Annotated in this window: 32 protein-coding genes; all 32 read left to right on the plus strand. The window is 40.3% G+C overall.

From position 1 onward, the window contains the following. The first annotated feature begins 73 nt into the window (after positions 1 to 73). The 32 genes from ACFX4R_RS26370 (at position 74) to rpsM (ending at position 18,080) form a co-directional block, all read left to right on the plus strand. Positions 74 to 322: a 50S ribosomal protein L7ae-like protein gene (locus ACFX4R_RS26370; RefSeq protein ID WP_013054921.1), complete on the plus strand. Its 249-nt coding sequence runs from the start codon at positions 74 to 76 to the stop codon at positions 320 to 322. A gap of 99 nt (positions 323 to 421) precedes the next feature. After that, on the plus strand, positions 422 to 844 hold the full coding sequence (gene rpsL, locus ACFX4R_RS26375) for a 30S ribosomal protein S12 (protein WP_013054922.1): 423 nt from the start codon (positions 422 to 424) through the stop codon (positions 842 to 844). 50 nt (positions 845 to 894) lie between these two features. Beyond that, a complete protein-coding gene (gene rpsG / locus ACFX4R_RS26380) occupies positions 895 to 1,365 on the plus strand; it encodes a 30S ribosomal protein S7 (RefSeq protein ID WP_013054923.1) in 471 nt (156 codons plus the stop codon). 57 nt (positions 1,366 to 1,422) lie between these two features. Then, positions 1,423 to 3,501: an elongation factor G gene (gene fusA, locus ACFX4R_RS26385; RefSeq protein WP_043982712.1), complete on the plus strand. Its 2,079-nt coding sequence runs from the start codon at positions 1,423 to 1,425 to the stop codon at positions 3,499 to 3,501. A 116-nt stretch (positions 3,502 to 3,617) separates the two neighbouring features. Next, on the plus strand, positions 3,618 to 4,808 hold the full coding sequence (gene tuf / locus ACFX4R_RS26390; protein ID WP_013081371.1) for an elongation factor Tu: 1,191 nt from the start codon (positions 3,618 to 3,620) through the stop codon (positions 4,806 to 4,808). 315 nt (positions 4,809 to 5,123) lie between these two features. Continuing rightward, positions 5,124 to 5,432 carry a 30S ribosomal protein S10 gene (gene rpsJ, locus ACFX4R_RS26395; protein ID WP_013054926.1) on the plus strand — a complete coding sequence of 103 codons (309 nt, stop codon included), beginning with the start codon at positions 5,124 to 5,126 and terminating at the stop codon, positions 5,430 to 5,432. A gap of 41 nt (positions 5,433 to 5,473) precedes the next feature. After that, positions 5,474 to 6,103, plus strand: coding sequence for a 50S ribosomal protein L3 (rplC, locus tag ACFX4R_RS26400; protein ID WP_013054927.1), 630 nt, complete (start codon positions 5,474 to 5,476; stop codon positions 6,101 to 6,103). A gap of 28 nt (positions 6,104 to 6,131) precedes the next feature. Then, positions 6,132 to 6,755, plus strand: a complete 624-nt coding sequence (rplD, locus tag ACFX4R_RS26405) for a 50S ribosomal protein L4 (RefSeq protein WP_013054928.1) — start codon at positions 6,132 to 6,134, stop codon at positions 6,753 to 6,755. Then, positions 6,755 to 7,042, plus strand: a complete 288-nt coding sequence (gene rplW / locus ACFX4R_RS26410) for a 50S ribosomal protein L23 (protein WP_013054929.1) — start codon at positions 6,755 to 6,757, stop codon at positions 7,040 to 7,042. Before rplD ends, rplW begins: the two co-directional genes overlap by 1 nt. A gap of 27 nt (positions 7,043 to 7,069) precedes the next feature. Further along, positions 7,070 to 7,900 carry a 50S ribosomal protein L2 gene (rplB, locus tag ACFX4R_RS26415; protein WP_013054930.1) on the plus strand — a complete coding sequence of 277 codons (831 nt, stop codon included), beginning with the start codon at positions 7,070 to 7,072 and terminating at the stop codon, positions 7,898 to 7,900. Between the two features lie 57 nt (positions 7,901 to 7,957). After that, the gene (gene rpsS, locus ACFX4R_RS26420) at positions 7,958 to 8,236 is read left to right on the plus strand and encodes a 30S ribosomal protein S19 (protein ID WP_013054931.1); all 279 of its coding nucleotides are present in this window, start codon (positions 7,958 to 7,960) and stop codon (positions 8,234 to 8,236) included. 19 nt (positions 8,237 to 8,255) lie between these two features. Further along, the gene (rplV, locus tag ACFX4R_RS26425; RefSeq protein ID WP_013054932.1) at positions 8,256 to 8,597 is read left to right on the plus strand and encodes a 50S ribosomal protein L22; all 342 of its coding nucleotides are present in this window, start codon (positions 8,256 to 8,258) and stop codon (positions 8,595 to 8,597) included. Between the two features lie 3 nt (positions 8,598 to 8,600). Then, positions 8,601 to 9,257, plus strand: coding sequence for a 30S ribosomal protein S3 (rpsC, locus tag ACFX4R_RS26430; protein ID WP_013054933.1), 657 nt, complete (start codon positions 8,601 to 8,603; stop codon positions 9,255 to 9,257). A 2-nt stretch (positions 9,258 to 9,259) separates the two neighbouring features. Then, positions 9,260 to 9,694 (plus strand): 50S ribosomal protein L16, encoded by a 435-nt coding sequence (rplP, locus tag ACFX4R_RS26435; protein WP_013054934.1) that lies wholly within the window; start codon positions 9,260 to 9,262, stop codon positions 9,692 to 9,694. Beyond that, on the plus strand, positions 9,684 to 9,884 hold the full coding sequence (rpmC, locus tag ACFX4R_RS26440) for a 50S ribosomal protein L29 (RefSeq protein ID WP_013054935.1): 201 nt from the start codon (positions 9,684 to 9,686) through the stop codon (positions 9,882 to 9,884). Before rplP ends, rpmC begins: the two co-directional genes overlap by 11 nt. A 25-nt stretch (positions 9,885 to 9,909) precedes the next feature. Beyond that, the gene (gene rpsQ, locus ACFX4R_RS26445) at positions 9,910 to 10,173 is read left to right on the plus strand and encodes a 30S ribosomal protein S17 (RefSeq protein ID WP_013054936.1); all 264 of its coding nucleotides are present in this window, start codon (positions 9,910 to 9,912) and stop codon (positions 10,171 to 10,173) included. A gap of 51 nt (positions 10,174 to 10,224) precedes the next feature. Beyond that, on the plus strand, positions 10,225 to 10,593 hold the full coding sequence (rplN, locus tag ACFX4R_RS26450; RefSeq protein ID WP_013054937.1) for a 50S ribosomal protein L14: 369 nt from the start codon (positions 10,225 to 10,227) through the stop codon (positions 10,591 to 10,593). Positions 10,594 to 10,642: 49 nt separating this feature from the next. Next, positions 10,643 to 10,954, plus strand: a complete 312-nt coding sequence (gene rplX, locus ACFX4R_RS26455) for a 50S ribosomal protein L24 (protein WP_013054938.1) — start codon at positions 10,643 to 10,645, stop codon at positions 10,952 to 10,954. Between the two features lie 31 nt (positions 10,955 to 10,985). Next, positions 10,986 to 11,525, plus strand: a complete 540-nt coding sequence (rplE, locus tag ACFX4R_RS26460) for a 50S ribosomal protein L5 (protein WP_013054939.1) — start codon at positions 10,986 to 10,988, stop codon at positions 11,523 to 11,525. 33 nt (positions 11,526 to 11,558) lie between these two features. Further along, a complete protein-coding gene (locus tag ACFX4R_RS26465; RefSeq protein ID WP_013054940.1) occupies positions 11,559 to 11,744 on the plus strand; it encodes a type Z 30S ribosomal protein S14 in 186 nt (61 codons plus the stop codon). A gap of 30 nt (positions 11,745 to 11,774) precedes the next feature. Then, positions 11,775 to 12,173 carry a 30S ribosomal protein S8 gene (gene rpsH / locus ACFX4R_RS26470; RefSeq protein ID WP_028410368.1) on the plus strand — a complete coding sequence of 133 codons (399 nt, stop codon included), beginning with the start codon at positions 11,775 to 11,777 and terminating at the stop codon, positions 12,171 to 12,173. Positions 12,174 to 12,203: 30 nt separating this feature from the next. Beyond that, positions 12,204 to 12,743 (plus strand): 50S ribosomal protein L6, encoded by a 540-nt coding sequence (rplF, locus tag ACFX4R_RS26475; RefSeq protein WP_013054942.1) that lies wholly within the window; start codon positions 12,204 to 12,206, stop codon positions 12,741 to 12,743. 32 nt (positions 12,744 to 12,775) lie between these two features. Beyond that, positions 12,776 to 13,138 carry a 50S ribosomal protein L18 gene (gene rplR / locus ACFX4R_RS26480; protein WP_013054943.1) on the plus strand — a complete coding sequence of 121 codons (363 nt, stop codon included), beginning with the start codon at positions 12,776 to 12,778 and terminating at the stop codon, positions 13,136 to 13,138. A gap of 20 nt (positions 13,139 to 13,158) precedes the next feature. Further along, positions 13,159 to 13,659, plus strand: coding sequence for a 30S ribosomal protein S5 (gene rpsE, locus ACFX4R_RS26485; protein ID WP_013054944.1), 501 nt, complete (start codon positions 13,159 to 13,161; stop codon positions 13,657 to 13,659). Positions 13,660 to 13,673: 14 nt separating this feature from the next. Continuing rightward, positions 13,674 to 13,856 carry a 50S ribosomal protein L30 gene (gene rpmD, locus ACFX4R_RS26490; RefSeq protein ID WP_013054945.1) on the plus strand — a complete coding sequence of 61 codons (183 nt, stop codon included), beginning with the start codon at positions 13,674 to 13,676 and terminating at the stop codon, positions 13,854 to 13,856. Positions 13,857 to 13,889: 33 nt separating this feature from the next. Next, on the plus strand, positions 13,890 to 14,330 hold the full coding sequence (rplO, locus tag ACFX4R_RS26495) for a 50S ribosomal protein L15 (protein ID WP_013054946.1): 441 nt from the start codon (positions 13,890 to 13,892) through the stop codon (positions 14,328 to 14,330). Beyond that, complete coding sequence (gene secY, locus ACFX4R_RS26500; protein WP_013054947.1) at positions 14,330 to 15,622, plus strand: preprotein translocase subunit SecY; 1,293 nt, start codon at positions 14,330 to 14,332, stop codon at positions 15,620 to 15,622. Before rplO ends, secY begins: the two co-directional genes overlap by 1 nt. 66 nt (positions 15,623 to 15,688) lie before the next feature. Next, complete coding sequence (locus ACFX4R_RS26505) at positions 15,689 to 16,342, plus strand: adenylate kinase (RefSeq protein ID WP_013054948.1); 654 nt, start codon at positions 15,689 to 15,691, stop codon at positions 16,340 to 16,342. Further along, complete coding sequence (map, locus tag ACFX4R_RS26510; RefSeq protein ID WP_043982709.1) at positions 16,339 to 17,085, plus strand: type I methionyl aminopeptidase; 747 nt, start codon at positions 16,339 to 16,341, stop codon at positions 17,083 to 17,085. The genes ACFX4R_RS26505 and map overlap by 4 nt, the downstream gene beginning before the upstream one ends. A gap of 235 nt (positions 17,086 to 17,320) precedes the next feature. Further along, complete coding sequence (gene infA, locus ACFX4R_RS26515; RefSeq protein WP_010285101.1) at positions 17,321 to 17,539, plus strand: translation initiation factor IF-1; 219 nt, start codon at positions 17,321 to 17,323, stop codon at positions 17,537 to 17,539. Between the two features lie 37 nt (positions 17,540 to 17,576). After that, positions 17,577 to 17,690, plus strand: coding sequence for a 50S ribosomal protein L36 (gene rpmJ / locus ACFX4R_RS26520; RefSeq protein WP_003156543.1), 114 nt, complete (start codon positions 17,577 to 17,579; stop codon positions 17,688 to 17,690). A 24-nt stretch (positions 17,691 to 17,714) separates the two neighbouring features. After that, positions 17,715 to 18,080: a 30S ribosomal protein S13 gene (gene rpsM / locus ACFX4R_RS26525; protein WP_013054950.1), complete on the plus strand. Its 366-nt coding sequence runs from the start codon at positions 17,715 to 17,717 to the stop codon at positions 18,078 to 18,080. The last annotated feature ends 4 nt before the right edge of the window (positions 18,081 to 18,084 follow it).

Here is an 18,084-nt window from a genome sequence, read left to right on the forward strand (position 1 = left end):
ACATCCATTCTAGGGAATGATACTATATCAAAGGTGCTCCTATAAACTACCTGTTACTTTGGAGGATATGATAATGTCTTATGAAAAAGTATTACAGGCTGATCATATTATTGTAGGAACAAAGCAGACGGTGAAAGCATTAAAAAAAGGTACAGTAAAGGAAGTCATCATTGCTGAAGACGCTGATTTTTATGTCACATCCATTGTGGCAAAAACAGCACAGCAAGAAAACGTTCCGTATACGTATGTCCCTTCTATGCGAAAGCTTGGTCAAGCTTGTAGGATAGAAGTTAACGCTGCAACTGTTGCAATTATTAGTTAACACGTTTTTGAACTTTTAGTTTCAAAGACTTTGTTTTTTGCTAAAAAATGAACCACCTGGATGTGTGGTCTTACAAAAGGCGAAAGGAGGAAAATTTAAATGCCTACTATTAACCAATTAATCCGTAATGGTCGTGTGAGTAAAGGTAAAAAATCTGACTCACCTGCTTTAAACAGAGGTTACAACAGCTTCAAAAAAGCTCAAACTAACCAATCTTCTCCACAAAAACGTGGTGTATGTACACGTGTGGGTACTATGACACCGAAGAAACCGAACTCGGCTCTTCGTAAATATGCTCGTGTACGTTTAACAAACGGTATCGAGGTAACAGCTTATATCCCAGGTATTGGTCACAACTTACAAGAACACAGCGTGGTACTTATCCGCGGTGGACGTGTAAAAGATTTACCAGGGGTACGTTACCATATCGTACGTGGTGCACTTGATACTGCTGGTGTGGATGGCCGTATGCAAGGTCGTTCTAAATATGGTACTAAGCGACCAAAAGCAGCTAAAAAATAATAGCTTAACAATTAATAGATAAACTTTTAAAAGTGAAAGGAGGAAGTAGAATGCCACGTAAGGGACCTGTTGCAAAAAGAGACGTATTACCAGATCCGATTTACAATTCTAAGCTTGTATCTCGCTTAATCAACAAAATGATGCTTGATGGAAAGCGCGGTAAGTCACAAGCTATTCTTTATAGAGCATTCGATTTAGTACAAGAGCGCAGTGGTAAAGAAGCTATGGAAGTATTCGACCAAGCTCTTAAAAACATCATGCCTGTACTAGAAGTTAGAGCACGCCGTGTAGGGGGTTCTAACTACCAAGTTCCTGTAGAAGTACGTCCAGAGCGTCGTACTACTTTAGGTCTTCGTTGGTTAGTAAACTATGCTCGTCTTCGTGGAGAAAAAACGATGGAAGAGCGTTTAGCTAACGAAATCCTTGATGCAGCTAACAACACTGGTGCTGCAGTTAAGAAACGTGAAGATACTCACAAAATGGCAGAAGCTAACAAAGCATTTGCTCATTACCGTTGGTAATCTTTTAACGAAACTTTTTAAAAAACAAATTATAATATGGAAGGAGAAATACCTAAGATGGCAAGAGAGTTCTCCTTAGAAAACACTCGTAATATTGGGATCATGGCTCACATTGATGCTGGTAAAACAACAACAACTGAGCGTGTTCTTTATTATACTGGCCGTATCCATAAAATTGGTGAAACTCATGAAGGAGCTTCACAAATGGACTGGATGGAGCAAGAGCAAGAACGTGGTATCACTATCACGTCTGCTGCGACAACTGCTTCTTGGAAAGGTCACCGCGTTAACATCATTGATACTCCTGGACACGTAGACTTCACTGTTGAAGTTGAGCGTTCATTACGTGTACTTGATGGCGCTGTGGCAGTTCTTGATGCTCAATCTGGTGTTGAGCCTCAAACAGAAACAGTATGGCGTCAAGCGACTACGTACGGTGTTCCCCGTGTCGTATTCGTTAACAAAATGGACAAAATTGGTGCTGACTTCTTGTACTCTGTAAAAACGATCCACGATCGTTTAGGTGCAAATGCTCACCCAATTCAGTTGCCAATTGGTGCTGAAGATGAGTTCGAAGCAATCATTGACCTAGTGGAAATGAAAGCATACTTCTACGAAGATGACTTAGGTACTCGTTCAGAGTCTCGTGAAATTCCTGAGGAATACAAAGAGCAAGCTGAAGAATACCGTGCAAGCTTAGTAGAAGCTGTTGCAGAACTTGACGAAGAATTAATGATGAAGTACTTAGACGAAGGCGAGCTTACAGTTGAAGAACTAAAAGCTGGTATCCGTAAAGGTACTTGTGACGTTGAATTCTACCCAGTTATCTGTGGTTCAGCATTCAAAAACAAAGGTGTACAATTAATGCTAGATGCAGTAATTGATTACCTACCATCTCCAGTAGATGTACCATCAATCCAAGGTATCGTACCTGACACAGAAGAAGAAGTTACGCGTGAGTCTAGCGACAACGCTCCTTTCTCAGCATTAGCGTTCAAAGTTATGACGGACCCTTATGTTGGTAAATTAACATTCTTCCGTGTGTACTCTGGTGTACTAAGCTCTGGTTCATACATCAAAAACTCTACAAAAGGTAAGCGTGAGCGTGTAGGTCGTATCCTACAAATGCATGCTAACTCTCGTGAAGAGATTTCTGAAGTATACGCTGGAGATATCGCGGCAGCTGTAGGATTAAAAGATACTTCTACTGGTGATACTCTATGTGACGAAAAGAGTCTTGTAATTCTTGAGTCTATGGAATTCCCAGAGCCAGTTATCTCTTTATCTGTTGAGCCAAAATCAAAAGCTGACCAAGATAAAATGACTACAGCTCTTCAAAAGTTACAAGAAGAAGATCCAACTTTCCGTGCGGAAACTAATACAGAGACTGGTCAAATCATCATCTCTGGTATGGGTGAGCTTCACCTTGATATCATCGTTGACCGTATGCGTCGCGAATTCAAAGTAGAAGCAAACGTTGGTGCTCCTCAAGTAGCTTACCGTGAAACTTTCCGCGCTGGTGCGAAAGTTGAAGGTAAATTCGCTCGTCAATCTGGTGGTCGTGGACAATTCGGTCACGTTTGGATTGAGTTCGAACCTAACGAAGAAGGAAAAGGCTTTGAATTTGAGAACAAAATCGTTGGTGGTGTAGTTCCACGTGAATACATCCCTGCAGTTCAAGCTGGTCTTGAAGATGCATTACAAAACGGTGTTGTTGCTGGTTATCCATTAATCGATATCAAAGCTGCTTTAGTTGATGGATCTTACCATGACGTTGACTCAAGTGAGATGGCGTTTAAAATTGCCGCTTCTATGGCTCTTAAAAACGCAGTATCAAAATGTAGCCCAGCTATCCTTGAACCAATGATGAAGGTTGAAGTTGTTATCCCTGACGAATACTTAGGAGATATCATGGGTGACATTACGTCTCGTCGTGGACGTGTAGAAGGTATGGAAGCACGCGGTAACGCTCAAGTTGTACGTGCATTCGTTCCACTTTCTGAAATGTTTGGTTATGCAACTGCATTACGTTCAAACACTCAAGGTCGCGGAACATATTCTATGCACTTCGATCACTACGAAGAAGTTCCTAAATCAATTTCAGAAGAAATTATTAAAAAAAATAAAGGTGAATAATTGATTTTCACTCTTTATTGAAGTATAACTACTTATGTACGCTGTGAAAGTGGAGTTCATTCCCTTTCACGGCCTCATAAAACATAAACTACATGAATTTTAAGGAGGATTTTCGAATGGCTAAGGAAAAATTCGACCGTTCAAAAACACATGCCAATATCGGTACAATTGGTCACGTTGACCATGGTAAAACAACTTTAACAGCTGCTATCACTACTGTTCTTGCTAAGAAAAGTGGTAAAGGTGCAGCAATGGCTTACGACATGATCGACGCTGCTCCAGAAGAGCGCGAGCGTGGAATCACAATCTCAACTGCACACGTTGAGTACGAAACTGACACTCGTCACTATGCACACGTTGACTGCCCAGGACATGCTGACTATGTTAAAAACATGATCACTGGTGCTGCTCAAATGGATGGCGGTATCTTAGTAGTATCTGCTGCTGATGGTCCAATGCCACAAACTCGTGAGCACATCCTTCTTTCTCGTCAAGTAGGTGTACCTTACCTAGTTGTATTCTTAAACAAATGTGACATGGTAGACGACGAAGAGCTACTTGAATTAGTAGAAATGGAAGTACGTGACCTTCTTTCTGAATACGACTTCCCTGGTGACGATGTACCAGTAATCAAAGGTTCTGCTCTTAAAGCTCTTGAAGGCGAAGCTGATTGGGAAGCTAAAATCATCGAGCTTATGGACGCTGTTGATGAGTACATCCCAACTCCAGAACGTGACACTGAAAAACCATTCATGATGCCAGTTGAGGACGTATTCTCAATCACTGGTCGTGGTACAGTTGCTACAGGTCGTGTAGAGCGTGGACAAGTTAAAGTTGGTGACGTTATCGACATCATCGGTTTAACTGAAGAGCCAAAATCTACTACTGTAACAGGTGTAGAAATGTTCCGTAAGCTTCTTGACTATGCTGAAGCTGGCGACAACATCGGTGCTTTACTTCGTGGTGTAGCACGTGAAGAAATCCAACGTGGACAAGTATTAGCTAAACCAGGCTCAATCACTCCACACACTAAATTTACTGCTGAAGTATACGTTCTTTCTAAAGACGAAGGTGGACGTCACACTCCATTCTTCACAAACTACCGTCCACAGTTCTACTTCCGTACAACTGATGTAACTGGTATTTGTAACTTACCTGAAGGCGTAGAAATGGTAATGCCTGGCGACAACATCGAAATGACTGTTGAACTTATCGCTCCAATCGCGATTGAAGAAGGTACTAAATTCTCAATCCGTGAAGGTGGACGTACAGTAGGCGCTGGCGTTGTAGCTAAAATCAGCGAGTAATTTCTCGTTTCAGTAAAGGGAGTAGGGTAACCTACTCCTTTTTTATTTGGTGATAAAAGGTAAAGATAGTTTTTACTATTACACTTGCAAAATGATCTCCTTTTATATATAATGAAAAAAGTGTGCGACACATAAAAAAGTTTTTTAACTTTATTGTTGCAATATGAACCCATTTTTAGTATAATAAAAATGTTGGTCTTTGACTGCGATGATGCGGAAGGTTGCCGACACACCCGGCCGCTTTGCCATGGCGAGTGTGGGGAAATTTCCGCGGAGAATGTCTATTGTAAAATAGGCGAAAAAGGAGGGAAAATAATGGCAAAAGAAAAAATTCGCATTCGTTTAAAAGCATATGATCACAGAATTCTTGATCAATCTGCTGAGAAAATCGTAGAAACTGCAAAACGTTCTGGTGCGGCTGTATCTGGTCCGATTCCATTACCGACTGAAAAATCAATTTATACAATTCTACGTGCAGTACACAAATATAAAGATTCTCGTGAGCAGTTCGAAATGCGCACGCATAAACGCTTAATTGATATCGTGAATCCAACACCACAAACTGTTGATTCATTAATGCGTTTAGACTTACCATCTGGTGTAGATATCGAAATTAAACTTTAATTTAAAATAAAGAATGAAAAGATACTTAGGAGGTGTGACTAATGGCCAAAGGAATCTTAGGAAGAAAGATCGGTATGACTCAAGTATTTGCTGAAAATGGTGACTTGATCCCAGTAACAGTAATTGAAGCTTCTGCTAACGTAGTTCTTCAAGTTAAAAACGCTGAGACAGACGGTTACGAAGCGATCCAATTAGGTTTCGAAGATATCCGTGAAAAACTATCTAACAAACCTGCAAAAGGACATGCTACTAAAGCTAATACTGCTCCTAAGCGCTTCATCCGTGAGTTACGCGGTGTGGACGCTTCAGCATATGAAGTTGGTCAAGAAGTCAAGGTTGATATTTTCGCAGAAGGCGATGTAATTGATGTAACAGGAATCTCAAAAGGTAAAGGTTTCCAAGGTGCTATTAAACGCCACGGACAATCTCGCGGACCTATGTCTCATGGTTCTCGCTACCACCGTCGCCCAGGTTCAATGGGTCCTGTAGCTCCAAACCGCGTATTCAAAGGTAAATTATTACCAGGACGCATGGGTGGAGAGCGCATCACTGTGCAAAACTTATCAATCGTTAAAGTTGACGCAGAACGCAATCTTTTATTAGTAAAAGGTAACGTGCCAGGAGCTAGAAAATCTCTAGTTACTGTTAAATCTGCAGTTAAATCTAAATAATAATTCTTCGAGAAAGGAGGAATAACCAATGCCAAAAGTAGCATTGTTTAACCAAAACGGTGAAAACGTTGGAGAAATCGAACTTCAAGATGCCGTTTTCGGTATCGAACCAAACAACAAAGTACTTTTCGACGCGATCGTAATGCAACGCGCATCTCAACGTCAAGGTACTTCTAAAGTTAAAAATCGTTCTGAAGTAAGAGGCGGTGGCCGTAAGCCATGGCGTCAAAAAGGTACTGGTCGTGCTCGTCAAGGATCTATCCGTTCTCCACAATGGCGTGGTGGTGGCGTAGTATTTGGTCCAGTTCCAAGAAGCTATAGCTACAAATTACCTAAAAAAGTTCGTCGTTTAGCAATTAAGTCTGCATTATCAACTAAAGTTCAAGATAACAGCATCGTTGTTCTTGAAGCTCTTTCTTTTGATGCTCCAAAAACAAAAGAAATGGTAGCAGTTCTTAAAAACCTAACAGTAGAACGCAAAGCATTAGTAGTAACTGCTGATCTTAACGAAAACGTTGCACTTTCAGCACGTAATATTCCTGGTGTAACAGTTGTTGCAGCTAATGGTTTAAGCGTATTAGACGTTATGAACCATGATAAGCTTGTAATCACTAAAGACGCAGTTGAAAAAGTAGAGGAGGTGCTTGCATAATGAAAGATCCTCGTGATATTATTAAGCGCCCCGTAATTACAGAACGTTCAACAGACTTAATGGCTGAGAAAAAATATACGTTTGATGTTGATGTAAGAGCTAATAAAACTGAGGTTAAAGATGCTATCGAAAAAATCTTTGACGTAAAAGTTGAAAAAGTAAACATCATGAACTACAAAGGTAAATTCAAGCGTGTAGGTCGCTACAGTGGTCTTACTAACCGTCGTCGTAAAGCGGTAGTAACACTAACTCAAGAGAGCAACGAAATCGAATTCTTCGAAGCTTAAGATTACTAGAGAAGGAGGGAAATTGAGATGGCGATTAAAAAGTATAAACCAACCTCAAATGGTCGTCGTGGCATGTCAGTTTCTGATTTCGCTGAAATTACTACTGACAAACCAGAAAAATCGTTACTTGCACCTGTCAAGAGAAAAGGTGGTCGTAACAACCAAGGTAAATTGACTGTTCGTCACCAAGGTGGTGGGCACAAGCGTCAATACCGTATCATCGATTTTAAACGCGATAAAGATGGAATACCTGGACGCGTTGCTACAATCGAATATGATCCAAACCGTTCAGCTAACATCGCATTAATTCATTATGCTGATGGTGAAAAACGTTACATCCTTGCTCCTAAAAACCTAAAAGTAGGTTTAGAAGTTATGTCAGGTCCTGAAGCTGACATTAAAGTAGGTAACGCGCTTCCTTTAGCTAACATTCCTGTTGGTACAGTAGTACACAACATCGAATTGAAACCTGGTAAAGGTGGACAATTAGTTCGTTCTGCAGGTACATCTGCTCAAGTACTTGGTAAAGAAGGTAAATACGTATTAGTACGTTTAACTTCTGGTGAAGTACGCATGATCCTTGCAACTTGTCGTGCAACTGTAGGTCAAGTTGGTAACGAACAACACGAGTTAATCAACATCGGTAAAGCCGGTCGTTCTCGTTGGTTAGGTATCCGTCCAACTGTACGTGGTTCTGTAATGAACCCTAACGATCACCCACACGGTGGTGGTGAAGGACGTGCTCCAATCGGACGTAAGTCTCCAATGAGTCCATGGGGTAAACCAACACTTGGTTACAAAACTCGTAAGAAGAAAAACAAATCCGATAAATTTATCGTTCGTCGTCGTAAAAAATAACGGGATTGAGCTACGGTTCAAACGAACCGTAGGACAATCACGAAGGGAGGTTCATTTATGGGTCGCAGCTTAAAGAAAGGACCTTTTGTAGATGACCATTTAATCAACAAAATTGAGAAGTTAAACGAAACTGACAGCAAGCAAGTAGTAAAAACTTGGTCTCGTCGTTCAACTATCTTCCCTCAGTTCATTGGTCATACAATTGCTGTATATGACGGTCGTAAACATGTACCAGTTTATGTTACTGAAGACATGGTAGGTCACAAACTTGGTGAATTCGCACCATCTCGTACTTACAAAGGTCACGCAAGTGATGATAAGAAAACAAGACGCTAATATGAGAGGAGGCTTTTAAATGCAAGCTAAAGCTGTCGCGAGAACAGTACGTATTGCTCCTCGTAAAGTTCGTTTAGTTGTAGATTTAATTCGAGGTAAGCAAGTGGGTGAAGCGCTAGCAGTGCTACTTCACACGCCGAAGGCTGCTTCTCCAGTCGTTGAGAAAGTATTAAAATCTGCTATTGCCAATGCAGAACACAATTATGAAATGGACGCTAACAATTTAGTTATTACTGACGCTTTTGTTAACGAAGGTCCAACTTTAAAACGTTTCCGTCCACGCGCTATGGGACGTGCAAGCCAAATTAACAAGCGCACAAGCCACATCACAATCGTGGTATCAGAAAAGAAGGAGGGATAATTCATGGGTCAAAAGGTAAATCCGGTCGGTCTTCGCGTCGGTGTCATCCGTGATTGGGAATCAAGATGGTTCGCTGGCAAAGACTACGCTGACTTATTACATGAAGACTTAAAAGTACGTGAATATATCGCTAAACGTTTAAACGATGCAGCTGTTTCTAAAGTTGAAATCGAACGCGCTGCTAACCGCTTAAACGTAACGATCCACACTGCAAAACCTGGTATGGTAATTGGTAAAGGTGGTACTGAAGTAGAATCACTTCGTAAAGCTCTTAACCAATTAACAGGCAAGCGTGTACACATTAACATCCTTGAAATTAAACGAGCAGATTTAGATGCTAAACTAGTAGCTGAAAACATCGCTCGCCAACTTGAGAACCGTGTATCATTCCGTCGTGCTCAAAAGCAAGCTATCCAACGTAGCATGCGTGCTGGCGCACAAGGTATCAAAACAATGGTATCTGGTCGTTTAGGCGGAGCTGATATTGCTCGTTCTGAATATTACAGTGAAGGTACAGTTCCACTTCATACACTTCGCGCTGATATTGACTATGCTCACGCTGAAGCAGATACTACTTATGGTAAACTTGGTGTGAAAGTATGGATCTATCGTGGAGAGGTTCTTCCTACTAAAAAGAAAACTGAGGAAGGAGGAAAATAATTATGTTATTACCAAAACGCGTTAAATATCGTCGCGAACACCGCGGAAAAATGCGTGGACGCGCTAAAGGTGGTACGGAAGTACATTTCGGTGAATTCGGTTTACAAGCTACTGAAGCTTCTTGGATTACAAACCGTCAAATCGAAGCTGCTCGTATCGCAATGACTCGTTACATGAAACGTGGCGGTAAAGTATGGATTAAAATTTTCCCTTCTAAACCTTATACTGCTAAGCCTCTAGAAGTCCGAATGGGTTCTGGTAAAGGTGCTCCTGAAGGTTGGGTAGCAGTTGTTAAACCTGGAAAAGTAATGTTTGAAATTTCAGGTGTATCTGAAGAGGTTGCACGTGAAGCTTTACGTTTAGCTGCACACAAGCTACCTGTAAAATGTAAGTTTGTAAAACGTGAAGAAATTGGTGGTGATTCTAATGAAAGCTAATGAAATTCGTGACCTTACCACTGCTGAAATTGAACAAAAAGTTAAGGCTTTAAAAGAAGAGTTGTTTAACCTTCGTTTCCAATTAGCGACTGGACAATTAGAGAATACTACTCGTATTCGCGAAGTGCGCAAATCGATCGCTCGTATGAAAACTGTAGTTCGTGAAAGAGAGATTGCTGCTAATAAATAATTAAGTCTGAGAGGAGGCTTTCAGAATGAGTGAACGCAACCAACGTAAAGTTTACACTGGCCGCGTAGTTTCTGACAAAATGGATAAGACTGTTACTGTTCTTGTTGAAACTTACAAAAAGCATTCGCTTTATGGCAAGCGTGTAAAATACTCAAAGAAATTCAAAGCTCACGATGAAAACAATACAGCTCAACTAGGCGATATCGTGAAGATCATGGAAACTCGTCCGTTATCAGCTACTAAACGTTTCCGTCTAGTAGAAGTTGTAGAAAAAGCTGTTATCATCTAATAGTTAAGATAGATCGGATAAGAATGATTCATCCGAAGGGAGGTTTCGTACATGATTCAACAAGAATCTCGTTTAAAAGTTGCAGACAACTCTGGTGCACGTGAGGTACTTACTATTAAAGTACTTGGTGGTTCAGGTCGCAAGACAGCAAACATTGGTGATGTTATCGTTTGTACGGTGAAACAAGCAACACCAGGAGGCGTTGTTAAAAAAGGTGACGTTGTTAAAGCTGTTGTTGTACGTACAAAAAGTGGTGTTCGCCGTACTGACGGTTCTTACATCCGTTTCGACGAAAATGCTTGCGTAATCATCCGTGACGACAAAGGACCACGTGGTACTCGTATCTTCGGACCAGTTGCTCGTGAATTACGTGATAACAACTTCATGAAGATCGTATCATTAGCTCCAGAAGTTATCTAATTGATATATAGAACAAATACAAAATGCCTTTTAAGGAGGTGCGAATAGGATGCATGTTAAAAAGGGCGACAAAGTAGTGGTTATCTCTGGTAAAGACAAAGGTAAGCAAGGTGAAGTACTTGCAGCTTTCCCAAAGAAAGACCGTGTACTTGTTGAAGGTGTGAACGTTGTGAAAAAACACTCTAAACCTTCTCAAGTAAATCCACAAGGTGGAATCGTTAGCCAAGAGGCACCTATCCACGTATCAAACGTAATGCCGTTGGATCCTAAATCTGGTGAGCCAACTCGTGTTGGGTACCAAGTTATCGATGGCAAAAAGGTACGTGTAGCAAAAAAATCTGGTGAAACTTTAGATAAATAATTAATGAAATGTGAAGGGAGGTTTAGTTCACATGAACCGTCTTAAAGAGAAATTTACAAAAGAGATTACTCCTGCTCTAGTTAGCAAGTTTAATTATGAATCTGTAATGCAAGTGCCAAAAATCGACAAGATCGTAATCAACATGGGTATCGGTGATGCTGTTTCTAACTCAAAAGCTTTAGATAATGCTGTTGAAGAACTAGCTGAAATCACTGGTCAAAAACCTGTTGTAACTCGTGCGAAAAAATCTATCGCTGGTTTCCGTCTTCGTGAAGGTATGCCAATCGGTGCGAAAGTTACTTTACGCGGCGAGCGTATGTACGAATTCTTCGATAAACTAGTATCAGTATCACTTCCACGTGTGCGTGATTTCCGTGGTGTATCTAAAAAAGCATTTGATGGTCGTGGAAACTACACGTTAGGTGTTAAAGAACAATTGATCTTCCCAGAGATCGATTATGATAAAGTAACTAAAGTTCGTGGTATGGATATCGTTATTGTTACAACAGCAAACACTGATGAAGAAGCTCGTGAGCTTTTAACTCAGTTCGGTATGCCATTCCAGAAGTAATAACTGCCAACGTTAAGCAGAGGAGGCGAAAATGTGGCTAAAAAATCAATGATTGCGAAGCAAAAACGCCAGCAAAAATTCCAAGTACAAGAGTATACACGTTGCGAACGTTGTGGACGTCCACACTCAGTACTACGTAAATTCAAGCTTTGCCGTATTTGTTTCCGTGAGCTTGCTTATAAAGGTCAAATTCCTGGTGTTAAAAAAGCTAGTTGGTAAAACCCAAGTTTGGGAAGGAGGTAAATTAATATGGTAATGACTGATCCTATTGCAGATTTACTAACTCGTATCCGCAATGCGAACATGGTTCGTCATGAGAAAATTGAAGTTCCTGCTTCTAACATTAAGAAGCAAATTGCAGAAATCCTTAAGCGTGAGGGTTTCGTACGTGATGTAGAATACATCGAAGACAACAAACAAGGTATTATCCGTATCTTCTTAAAATACGGTTCAAATAACGAACGTGTAATTACAGGCTTAAAACGTATCAGTAAACCTGGTCTACGTGTTTATGCAAAAAATAACGAAGTACCACGTGTACTTAACGGTTTAGGTATCGCAATCGTTTCTACTTCTCAAGGTGTTTTAACTGACAAAGAAGCTCGTCAAAAGCAAGCTGGTGGAGAAGTATTAGCGTACGTTTGGTAATAAGTTTTAAATGTGAATGGAGGTGTAACTATGTCACGTGTTGGTAAAAAGCCTTTAGAACTTCCAGCAGGTGTTACAGTTACGAACGAGAGCAACACTGTAACTGTAAAAGGACCAAAGGGTGAATTAACTCGTACATTCCACCCTGAAATCGAAATTAAAGTTGAAGACAACGTATTAGTTGTTAATCGTCCTAGTGACAATAAAGAGCACCGCGCTCTTCACGGAACTACTCGTAGCCTTTTAGGTAACATGGTTGAAGGTGTTACTAAAGGATTCGAACGTGGTTTAGAATTAGTCGGTGTAGGTTACCGTGCACAAAAATCTGGTAGCAAATTAGTATTGAGCGTTGGATACTCTCACCCAGTTGAGATTACTCCTGAAACAGGAATCGAAATCGAAGTTCCTTCTCAAACTAAGATCGTTATTAAAGGTATTGATAAAGAACGCGTAGGTGCATTAGCTGCAAATATTCGTGACGTTCGTCCACCAGAGCCTTACAAAGGTAAAGGTATTCGTTACGAAGGCGAATATGTACGTCGTAAAGAAGGTAAAACTGCTAAGAAGTAATGCCGGTTAGGTAAAAGAAAGGAGTGCCCGAAATGATCACGAAGCTTGATAAAAACAAAGTTCGTAAAAAAAGACATGCTCGTGTTCGTGCGAAGTTATCTGGAACTGCAACTCGTCCGCGTTTAAACGTGTTCCGTTCTAATCAACATATTTACGCACAAGTTATCGACGATTTAAATTCAGTAACAATCGCAAGTGCTTCAACGTTAGATAAAGACCTGACTTTAGAAAGCACTGGTAACACTGAAGCTGCTATCAAAGTTGGCGAATTAGTCGCTAAACGCGCAGTAGAAAAAGGTGTAAACGAAGTAGTATTCGACCGTGGCGGTTATTTATATCATGGCCGTGTTAAAGCATTAGCTGACGCTGCTCGTGAAGCTGGATTACAATTCTAATTGTAAAAGGAGGGAAAATCATGCGTCGTATTGATCCAAATAAATTAGAGCTTGAAGAACGTGTTGTTACCGTTAACCGCGTAGCTAAAGTTGTGAAAGGTGGACGTCGTTTCCGCTTCGCTGCATTAGTTGTAGTTGGTGACAAAAACGGTCACGTTGGATTCGGTACTGGTAAAGCACAAGAGGTACCAGATGCAATCCGTAAAGCAATTGAAGATGCGAAGAAAAACTTAATTACTGTACCTATGGTTGGTACAACTATTCCACACGAAATCCTTGGACAATTTGGTGCAGGTCAAATTTTCTTAAAACCTGCTTCTGAAGGTACAGGAGTTATCGCTGGTGGCCCAGTTCGTGCGGTACTAGAATTGGGTGGAGTAAGTGATATTCTATCTAAATCTTTAGGTTCAAACACTCCAATCAACATGGTACGTGCAACTCTTAACGGTTTAGCTAACCTAAAACGTGCTGAAGATGTTGCAAAACTACGTGGCAAGACTGTAGAAGAACTGTTAGGATAAGGGAGGGATATGGAATGGCAAACAAACTAGCAATTACCCTTACTCGTAGCGTAATTGGTCGTCCAGAAGATCAACGTGTAACTGTTCGTACACTTGGCCTACGTAAGTTAAATCAAACTGTCGTTCAAGACGATAATCCTGCAATTCGCGGAATGATTAACAAAGTAGCTCACCTTGTTACAGTAAAAGAGCAATAAGTATAAATTGTCACTCTAAGGAGGTGCTCCGGAATGAAACTTCATGAATTGAAACCAGCTGAAGGTTCACGTAAAGTACGTAACCGTGTAGGTCGTGGTACTGGTTCAGGTAACGGAAAGACTTCAGGTAAAGGTCACAAAGGGCAAAACGCTCGCTCTGGCGGTGGCGTAAGACCTGGCTTCGAAGGTGGTCAAACTCCTTTATTCCGTCGTCTTCCAAAACGTGGGTTCACTAATATCAATCGCAAAGAATACGCGATCGTTAATTTAGAAGCTCTTAACCGTTTTGAAGATGGAACTGAAGTAACACCAGAATTATTAATCGAAACTGGTTTAGTAAGCAAAGCAAAAGCTGGCGTTAAAGTACTAGGAAACGGTACATTAAACTCTAAGCTAACTGTTAAAGCTGCTAAATTCTCTTCAACTGCTAAAGAAGCTATCGAAGCTGCTGGCGGTACAGTTGAGGTGATCTAATGTTTCAAACAATCTCCAATTTAATGCGCGTGCGTGAAATAAGACAAAAAATCTTTTTCACTTTGTTAATGTTAATTGTCTTCCGAATTGGTACATTTATTCCTGTACCAAGTGTTAATACGGATGTACTAAAATTGCAAGATGGGTTAAATGTATTCGGGGTTCTGAATACATTTGGCGGCGGCGCGTTAAAAAACTTCTCCATTCTTGCTATGGGCATTATGCCTTATATTACAGCATCCATCATCGTCCAATTATTGCAGATGGATGTTGTACCTAAGTTTACAGAATGGTCAAAGCAGGGAGATGTTGGGCGCCGTAAATTAGCTCAAGTAACTCGTTATGGAACAATTGTGCTTGGATTTATCCAGGCTTTAGGTATGTCTATAGGATTCAACAATATTTCGGGCGGACAATTGATCGCTAATCCAGGAATTTCTACGTATCTTCTAATTGCTACAGTGTTAACGGCAGGTACTGCCTTCTTAATGTGGTTAGGAGAGCAGATTACTGCAAAAGGCGTAGGTAACGGTATTTCCATCATTATCTTTGCTGGGATTGCAGCTGGTATTCCGACAACATTAAATCAAATTTATGCACAGCAATTTGAAGACGTTGGGGATCAATTATTCATTCGTATCGTAACGGTAGTTTTAATTGCGATTGCAGTTTTAGCTATTATTGTTGGGGTTATTTACTTCCAACAAGCGCTACGAAAAATTCCTATTCAATATGCAAAGGGTTCAGCTGGTCGTAATCCTGTTGGAGGTCAATCCACTCATTTACCGTTAAAAGTAAATGCAGCTGGGGTTATTCCTGTTATCTTTGCAGTTTCATTTATTATCACACCACCAACAATTGCATCATTTTTCGGTCCAAATGATGTAACGACGTGGATTCAGAATACATTTGACTATACTAAGCCAATTGGTATGATAGTGTATGTAGCGTTAATCATTGCTTTTTGTTACTTCTATACATTTGTTCAAGTTAACCCTGAACAAGTAGCAGAGAACTTGAAAAAGCAAGGTGGCTACATCCCAGGCATCCGTCCTGGTAAAAGCACACAAGCTTATTTAACGAAAGTGTTATATCGTCTGACATTAATCGGTTCGATATTCCTTGCGTTAATTGCTGTGTTGCCGGTTCTGTTCATCAAAATTGCAAACTTACCATCATCTGCTCAGATCGGCGGTACTAGTTTGTTAATTGTTGTCGGTGTAGCTCTTGAGACAATGAAACAGCTTGAGAGTCAATTAGTGAAACGCCATTATAAGGGATTTATTAAGTAAAGCTGTTTAGTGGGAAGCAAGCTGCTTTCCCATTAAACGGATAAGATACTGAGGGGGAAGCAAGAAATGAATTTAGTGTTAATGGGCCTTCCTGGTGCTGGGAAAGGTACTCAAGCAGAAAAAATCGTTGAGCATTACGATATCCCTCATATCTCAACAGGAGATATGTTCCGAGCTGCAATTAAAGAAGGAACGCAACTAGGTTTAAAAGCTAAATCATTTATGGACCAAGGTAACCTTGTTCCTGATGAAGTAACAATTGGAATTGTGCGCGAGCGTTTAAACAAACAAGATTGTGAAAACGGCTTTTTACTTGATGGCTTCCCAAGAACAGTAGCCCAAGCAGAAGCTCTTGAAACAATTACAAAAGAACTAAACAAGCAAATTGATTATGTGATTAATATTGATGTAGATCAAAGCATTTTAATGGAGCGTCTTACTGGACGCCGCATTTGTAAAGATTGCGGAGCTACTTACCACTTAGTATTCAATCCTCCTGCGAAAGAAGGAGTTTGTGACAAATGTGGCGGAGAGCTTTACCAACGTGCAGATGACAATGCTGAGACGGTTTCAACTAGACTTTCAGTTAATGTTAAACAATCTCAACCTCTACTTGATTTCTATCAAGAAAAAGGTTATCTACGCAATATTAATGGTAATCAAGATATTAACATTGTGTTTGAGGATGTTCGTCAATTACTTGCTGGGGTTAAGCAATGATCATTTGCAAGACACCAGAGGAAATTGAGGTCATGCGTGAAGCTGGACGAATCGTGGCTTTAACTCATCTAGAGTTAAAAAAGCATATCGCTCCAGGTATTACGACTATAGAATTGGATGCAATTGCTGAAAATTTTATTCGTCAACATGATGCAATTCCGTCTTTTAAAGGGTATAATGGTTTTCGCGGCAGTGTATGTGCTTCTGTGAATGAAGAATTAGTTCATGGTATTCCGGGTGAACGCAAGCTTAATGAAGGAGATATCATCAGTTTAGACATCGGAGCTAAATTCGGTGGCTATCACGGTGATTCAGCTTGGACATATGGAGTAGGAAAGATTTCATTAGAAAATCAAGAGCTGCTTAATGTGACTGAGCAATCTCTCTACAAGGGATTAGCAGAAGCTAAGCCGGGTGAGCGTTTGTCGAATATTTCACATGCTATTCAACAGTACGCAGAATCACGTAACTTTTCGATTGTAAGAGAATATGTTGGCCATGGGGTCGGCAAAGACTTACATGAAGATCCGCAAGTACCTCATTATGGTCCACCGAATAAAGGACCGCGTCTACGTCCAGGCATGGTATTGGCAGTTGAGCCAATGGTGAATGCTGGTATGCGATATGTAAAAACATTACCTGATAACTGGACAGTTGTCACAGTAGATGGTAAAATGTGTGCGCACTTCGAACATACTATTGCAATTACTGAGACGGGATATGAAATTCTGACAGCATTGTAATGTTAAAGGATGTTATCTCTATCCATTCCTCGCTAGATGCACTGGACAGTAAACAGTAATTATCTAAATTCACGATGATCGTTTTTCGTCTGAATTGCTGTTAAAATGGTAAAGATGTATATTAGCGTCAATCATCTTGAATTTAATGATTACGATCTCCGGATGTTCAGAACAGGTTCTTTTTAAGTCGTTTAATGATAGCTTGTTACTGTTTCAAAGAAAGGAGAGCACTTTAATGGCAAAAGACGATGTAATTGAAGTTGAAGGTACAGTTGCTGAAACTTTACCTAACGCTATGTTCAAGGTAGAATTAGAAAATGGTCATACAGTACTTGCTCACGTATCAGGAAAAATTCGCATGCATTTCATTCGAATCTTACCTGGTGATAAAGTAACTGTAGAATTGTCACCATACGATTTAACTCGCGGTAGAATTACGTACCGTTTCAAATAAAACCTATGCACTCCGTACTATCAAGGAGGTATGAAACATGAAAGTCAGACCATCAGTTAAACCAATCTGCGAAAAATGTAAAGTTATCCGTAGAAAAGGTAAAGTAATGGTAATTTGTGAAAACCCTAAGCATAAACAAAAACAAGGTTAATCAATAAGGAGGTGCACTATTCATATGGCACGTATTGCTGGTGTTGATATTCCTCGTGACAAGCGTGTAGTAATTTCATTAACATACATTTTCGGTATTGGTCGTCCAACTGCTGAAAAAGTTCTAGCTGAAGCTGGAGTTTCTGAAGATACTCGCGTTCGTGACTTAACAGAAGAAGAATTAGGTAAAATTCGTGATATTTTAGATAGCTATAAAGTAGAAGGCGATCTTCGTCGTGAAGTTTCTTTAAACATCAAACGTTTAATTGAGATTGGTTCATACCGTGGTATCCGCCACCGTCGTAGTTTACCAGTTCGTGGTCAAAACAGTAAAAACAATGCTCGTACACGTAAAGGCCCACGCCGTACTGTAGCGAACAAGAAGAAATAATTAG

It is taken from the genome of Priestia sp. YIM B13490 (assembly GCF_042787735.1).
Classification (GTDB): Bacteria; Bacillota; Bacilli; order Bacillales; family Bacillaceae_H; genus Priestia; species Priestia megaterium.

Excerpts from the sequence above, each read along its gene's own strand:
- rplF (WP_013054942.1), top strand. The coding sequence starts at position 12,204 with ATGTCACGTGTTGGTAAAAAGCCTTTAGAACTTCCAGCAGGTGTTACA.
- rpmJ (WP_003156543.1), top strand. The coding sequence starts at position 17,577 with ATGAAAGTCAGACCATCAGTTAAACCAATCTGCGAAAAATGTAAAGTT.
- rpsM (WP_013054950.1), top strand. The coding sequence starts at position 17,715 with ATGGCACGTATTGCTGGTGTTGATATTCCTCGTGACAAGCGTGTAGTA.
- rpsC (WP_013054933.1), top strand. The coding sequence starts at position 8,601 with ATGGGTCAAAAGGTAAATCCGGTCGGTCTTCGCGTCGGTGTCATCCGT.
- rplX (WP_013054938.1), top strand. The coding sequence starts at position 10,643 with ATGCATGTTAAAAAGGGCGACAAAGTAGTGGTTATCTCTGGTAAAGAC.
- ACFX4R_RS26505 (WP_013054948.1), top strand. The coding sequence starts at position 15,689 with ATGAATTTAGTGTTAATGGGCCTTCCTGGTGCTGGGAAAGGTACTCAA.
- infA (WP_010285101.1), top strand. The coding sequence starts at position 17,321 with ATGGCAAAAGACGATGTAATTGAAGTTGAAGGTACAGTTGCTGAAACT.
- ACFX4R_RS26370 (WP_013054921.1), top strand. The coding sequence starts at position 74 with ATGTCTTATGAAAAAGTATTACAGGCTGATCATATTATTGTAGGAACA.
- rplR (WP_013054943.1), top strand. The coding sequence starts at position 12,776 with ATGATCACGAAGCTTGATAAAAACAAAGTTCGTAAAAAAAGACATGCT.
- rpsG (WP_013054923.1), top strand. The coding sequence starts at position 895 with ATGCCACGTAAGGGACCTGTTGCAAAAAGAGACGTATTACCAGATCCG.
- rpmD (WP_013054945.1), top strand. The coding sequence starts at position 13,674 with ATGGCAAACAAACTAGCAATTACCCTTACTCGTAGCGTAATTGGTCGT.
- tuf (WP_013081371.1), top strand. The coding sequence starts at position 3,618 with ATGGCTAAGGAAAAATTCGACCGTTCAAAAACACATGCCAATATCGGT.
- rplC (WP_013054927.1), top strand. The coding sequence starts at position 5,474 with ATGGCCAAAGGAATCTTAGGAAGAAAGATCGGTATGACTCAAGTATTT.
- rplB (WP_013054930.1), top strand. The coding sequence starts at position 7,070 with ATGGCGATTAAAAAGTATAAACCAACCTCAAATGGTCGTCGTGGCATG.
- rplO (WP_013054946.1), top strand. The coding sequence starts at position 13,890 with ATGAAACTTCATGAATTGAAACCAGCTGAAGGTTCACGTAAAGTACGT.
- rplE (WP_013054939.1), top strand. The coding sequence starts at position 10,986 with ATGAACCGTCTTAAAGAGAAATTTACAAAAGAGATTACTCCTGCTCTA.
- rpmC (WP_013054935.1), top strand. The coding sequence starts at position 9,684 with ATGAAAGCTAATGAAATTCGTGACCTTACCACTGCTGAAATTGAACAA.
- map (WP_043982709.1), top strand. The coding sequence starts at position 16,339 with ATGATCATTTGCAAGACACCAGAGGAAATTGAGGTCATGCGTGAAGCT.
- rpsE (WP_013054944.1), top strand. The coding sequence starts at position 13,159 with ATGCGTCGTATTGATCCAAATAAATTAGAGCTTGAAGAACGTGTTGTT.
- rpsL (WP_013054922.1), top strand. The coding sequence starts at position 422 with ATGCCTACTATTAACCAATTAATCCGTAATGGTCGTGTGAGTAAAGGT.
- rpsS (WP_013054931.1), top strand. The coding sequence starts at position 7,958 with ATGGGTCGCAGCTTAAAGAAAGGACCTTTTGTAGATGACCATTTAATC.
- rplD (WP_013054928.1), top strand. The coding sequence starts at position 6,132 with ATGCCAAAAGTAGCATTGTTTAACCAAAACGGTGAAAACGTTGGAGAA.
- rplV (WP_013054932.1), top strand. The coding sequence starts at position 8,256 with ATGCAAGCTAAAGCTGTCGCGAGAACAGTACGTATTGCTCCTCGTAAA.
- rplW (WP_013054929.1), top strand. The coding sequence starts at position 6,755 with ATGAAAGATCCTCGTGATATTATTAAGCGCCCCGTAATTACAGAACGT.
- rpsJ (WP_013054926.1), top strand. The coding sequence starts at position 5,124 with ATGGCAAAAGAAAAAATTCGCATTCGTTTAAAAGCATATGATCACAGA.
- rplN (WP_013054937.1), top strand. The coding sequence starts at position 10,225 with ATGATTCAACAAGAATCTCGTTTAAAAGTTGCAGACAACTCTGGTGCA.
- fusA (WP_043982712.1), top strand. The coding sequence starts at position 1,423 with ATGGCAAGAGAGTTCTCCTTAGAAAACACTCGTAATATTGGGATCATG.
- rplP (WP_013054934.1), top strand. The coding sequence starts at position 9,260 with ATGTTATTACCAAAACGCGTTAAATATCGTCGCGAACACCGCGGAAAA.
- rpsH (WP_028410368.1), top strand. The coding sequence starts at position 11,775 with ATGGTAATGACTGATCCTATTGCAGATTTACTAACTCGTATCCGCAAT.
- rpsQ (WP_013054936.1), top strand. The coding sequence starts at position 9,910 with ATGAGTGAACGCAACCAACGTAAAGTTTACACTGGCCGCGTAGTTTCT.
- secY (WP_013054947.1), top strand. The coding sequence starts at position 14,330 with ATGTTTCAAACAATCTCCAATTTAATGCGCGTGCGTGAAATAAGACAA.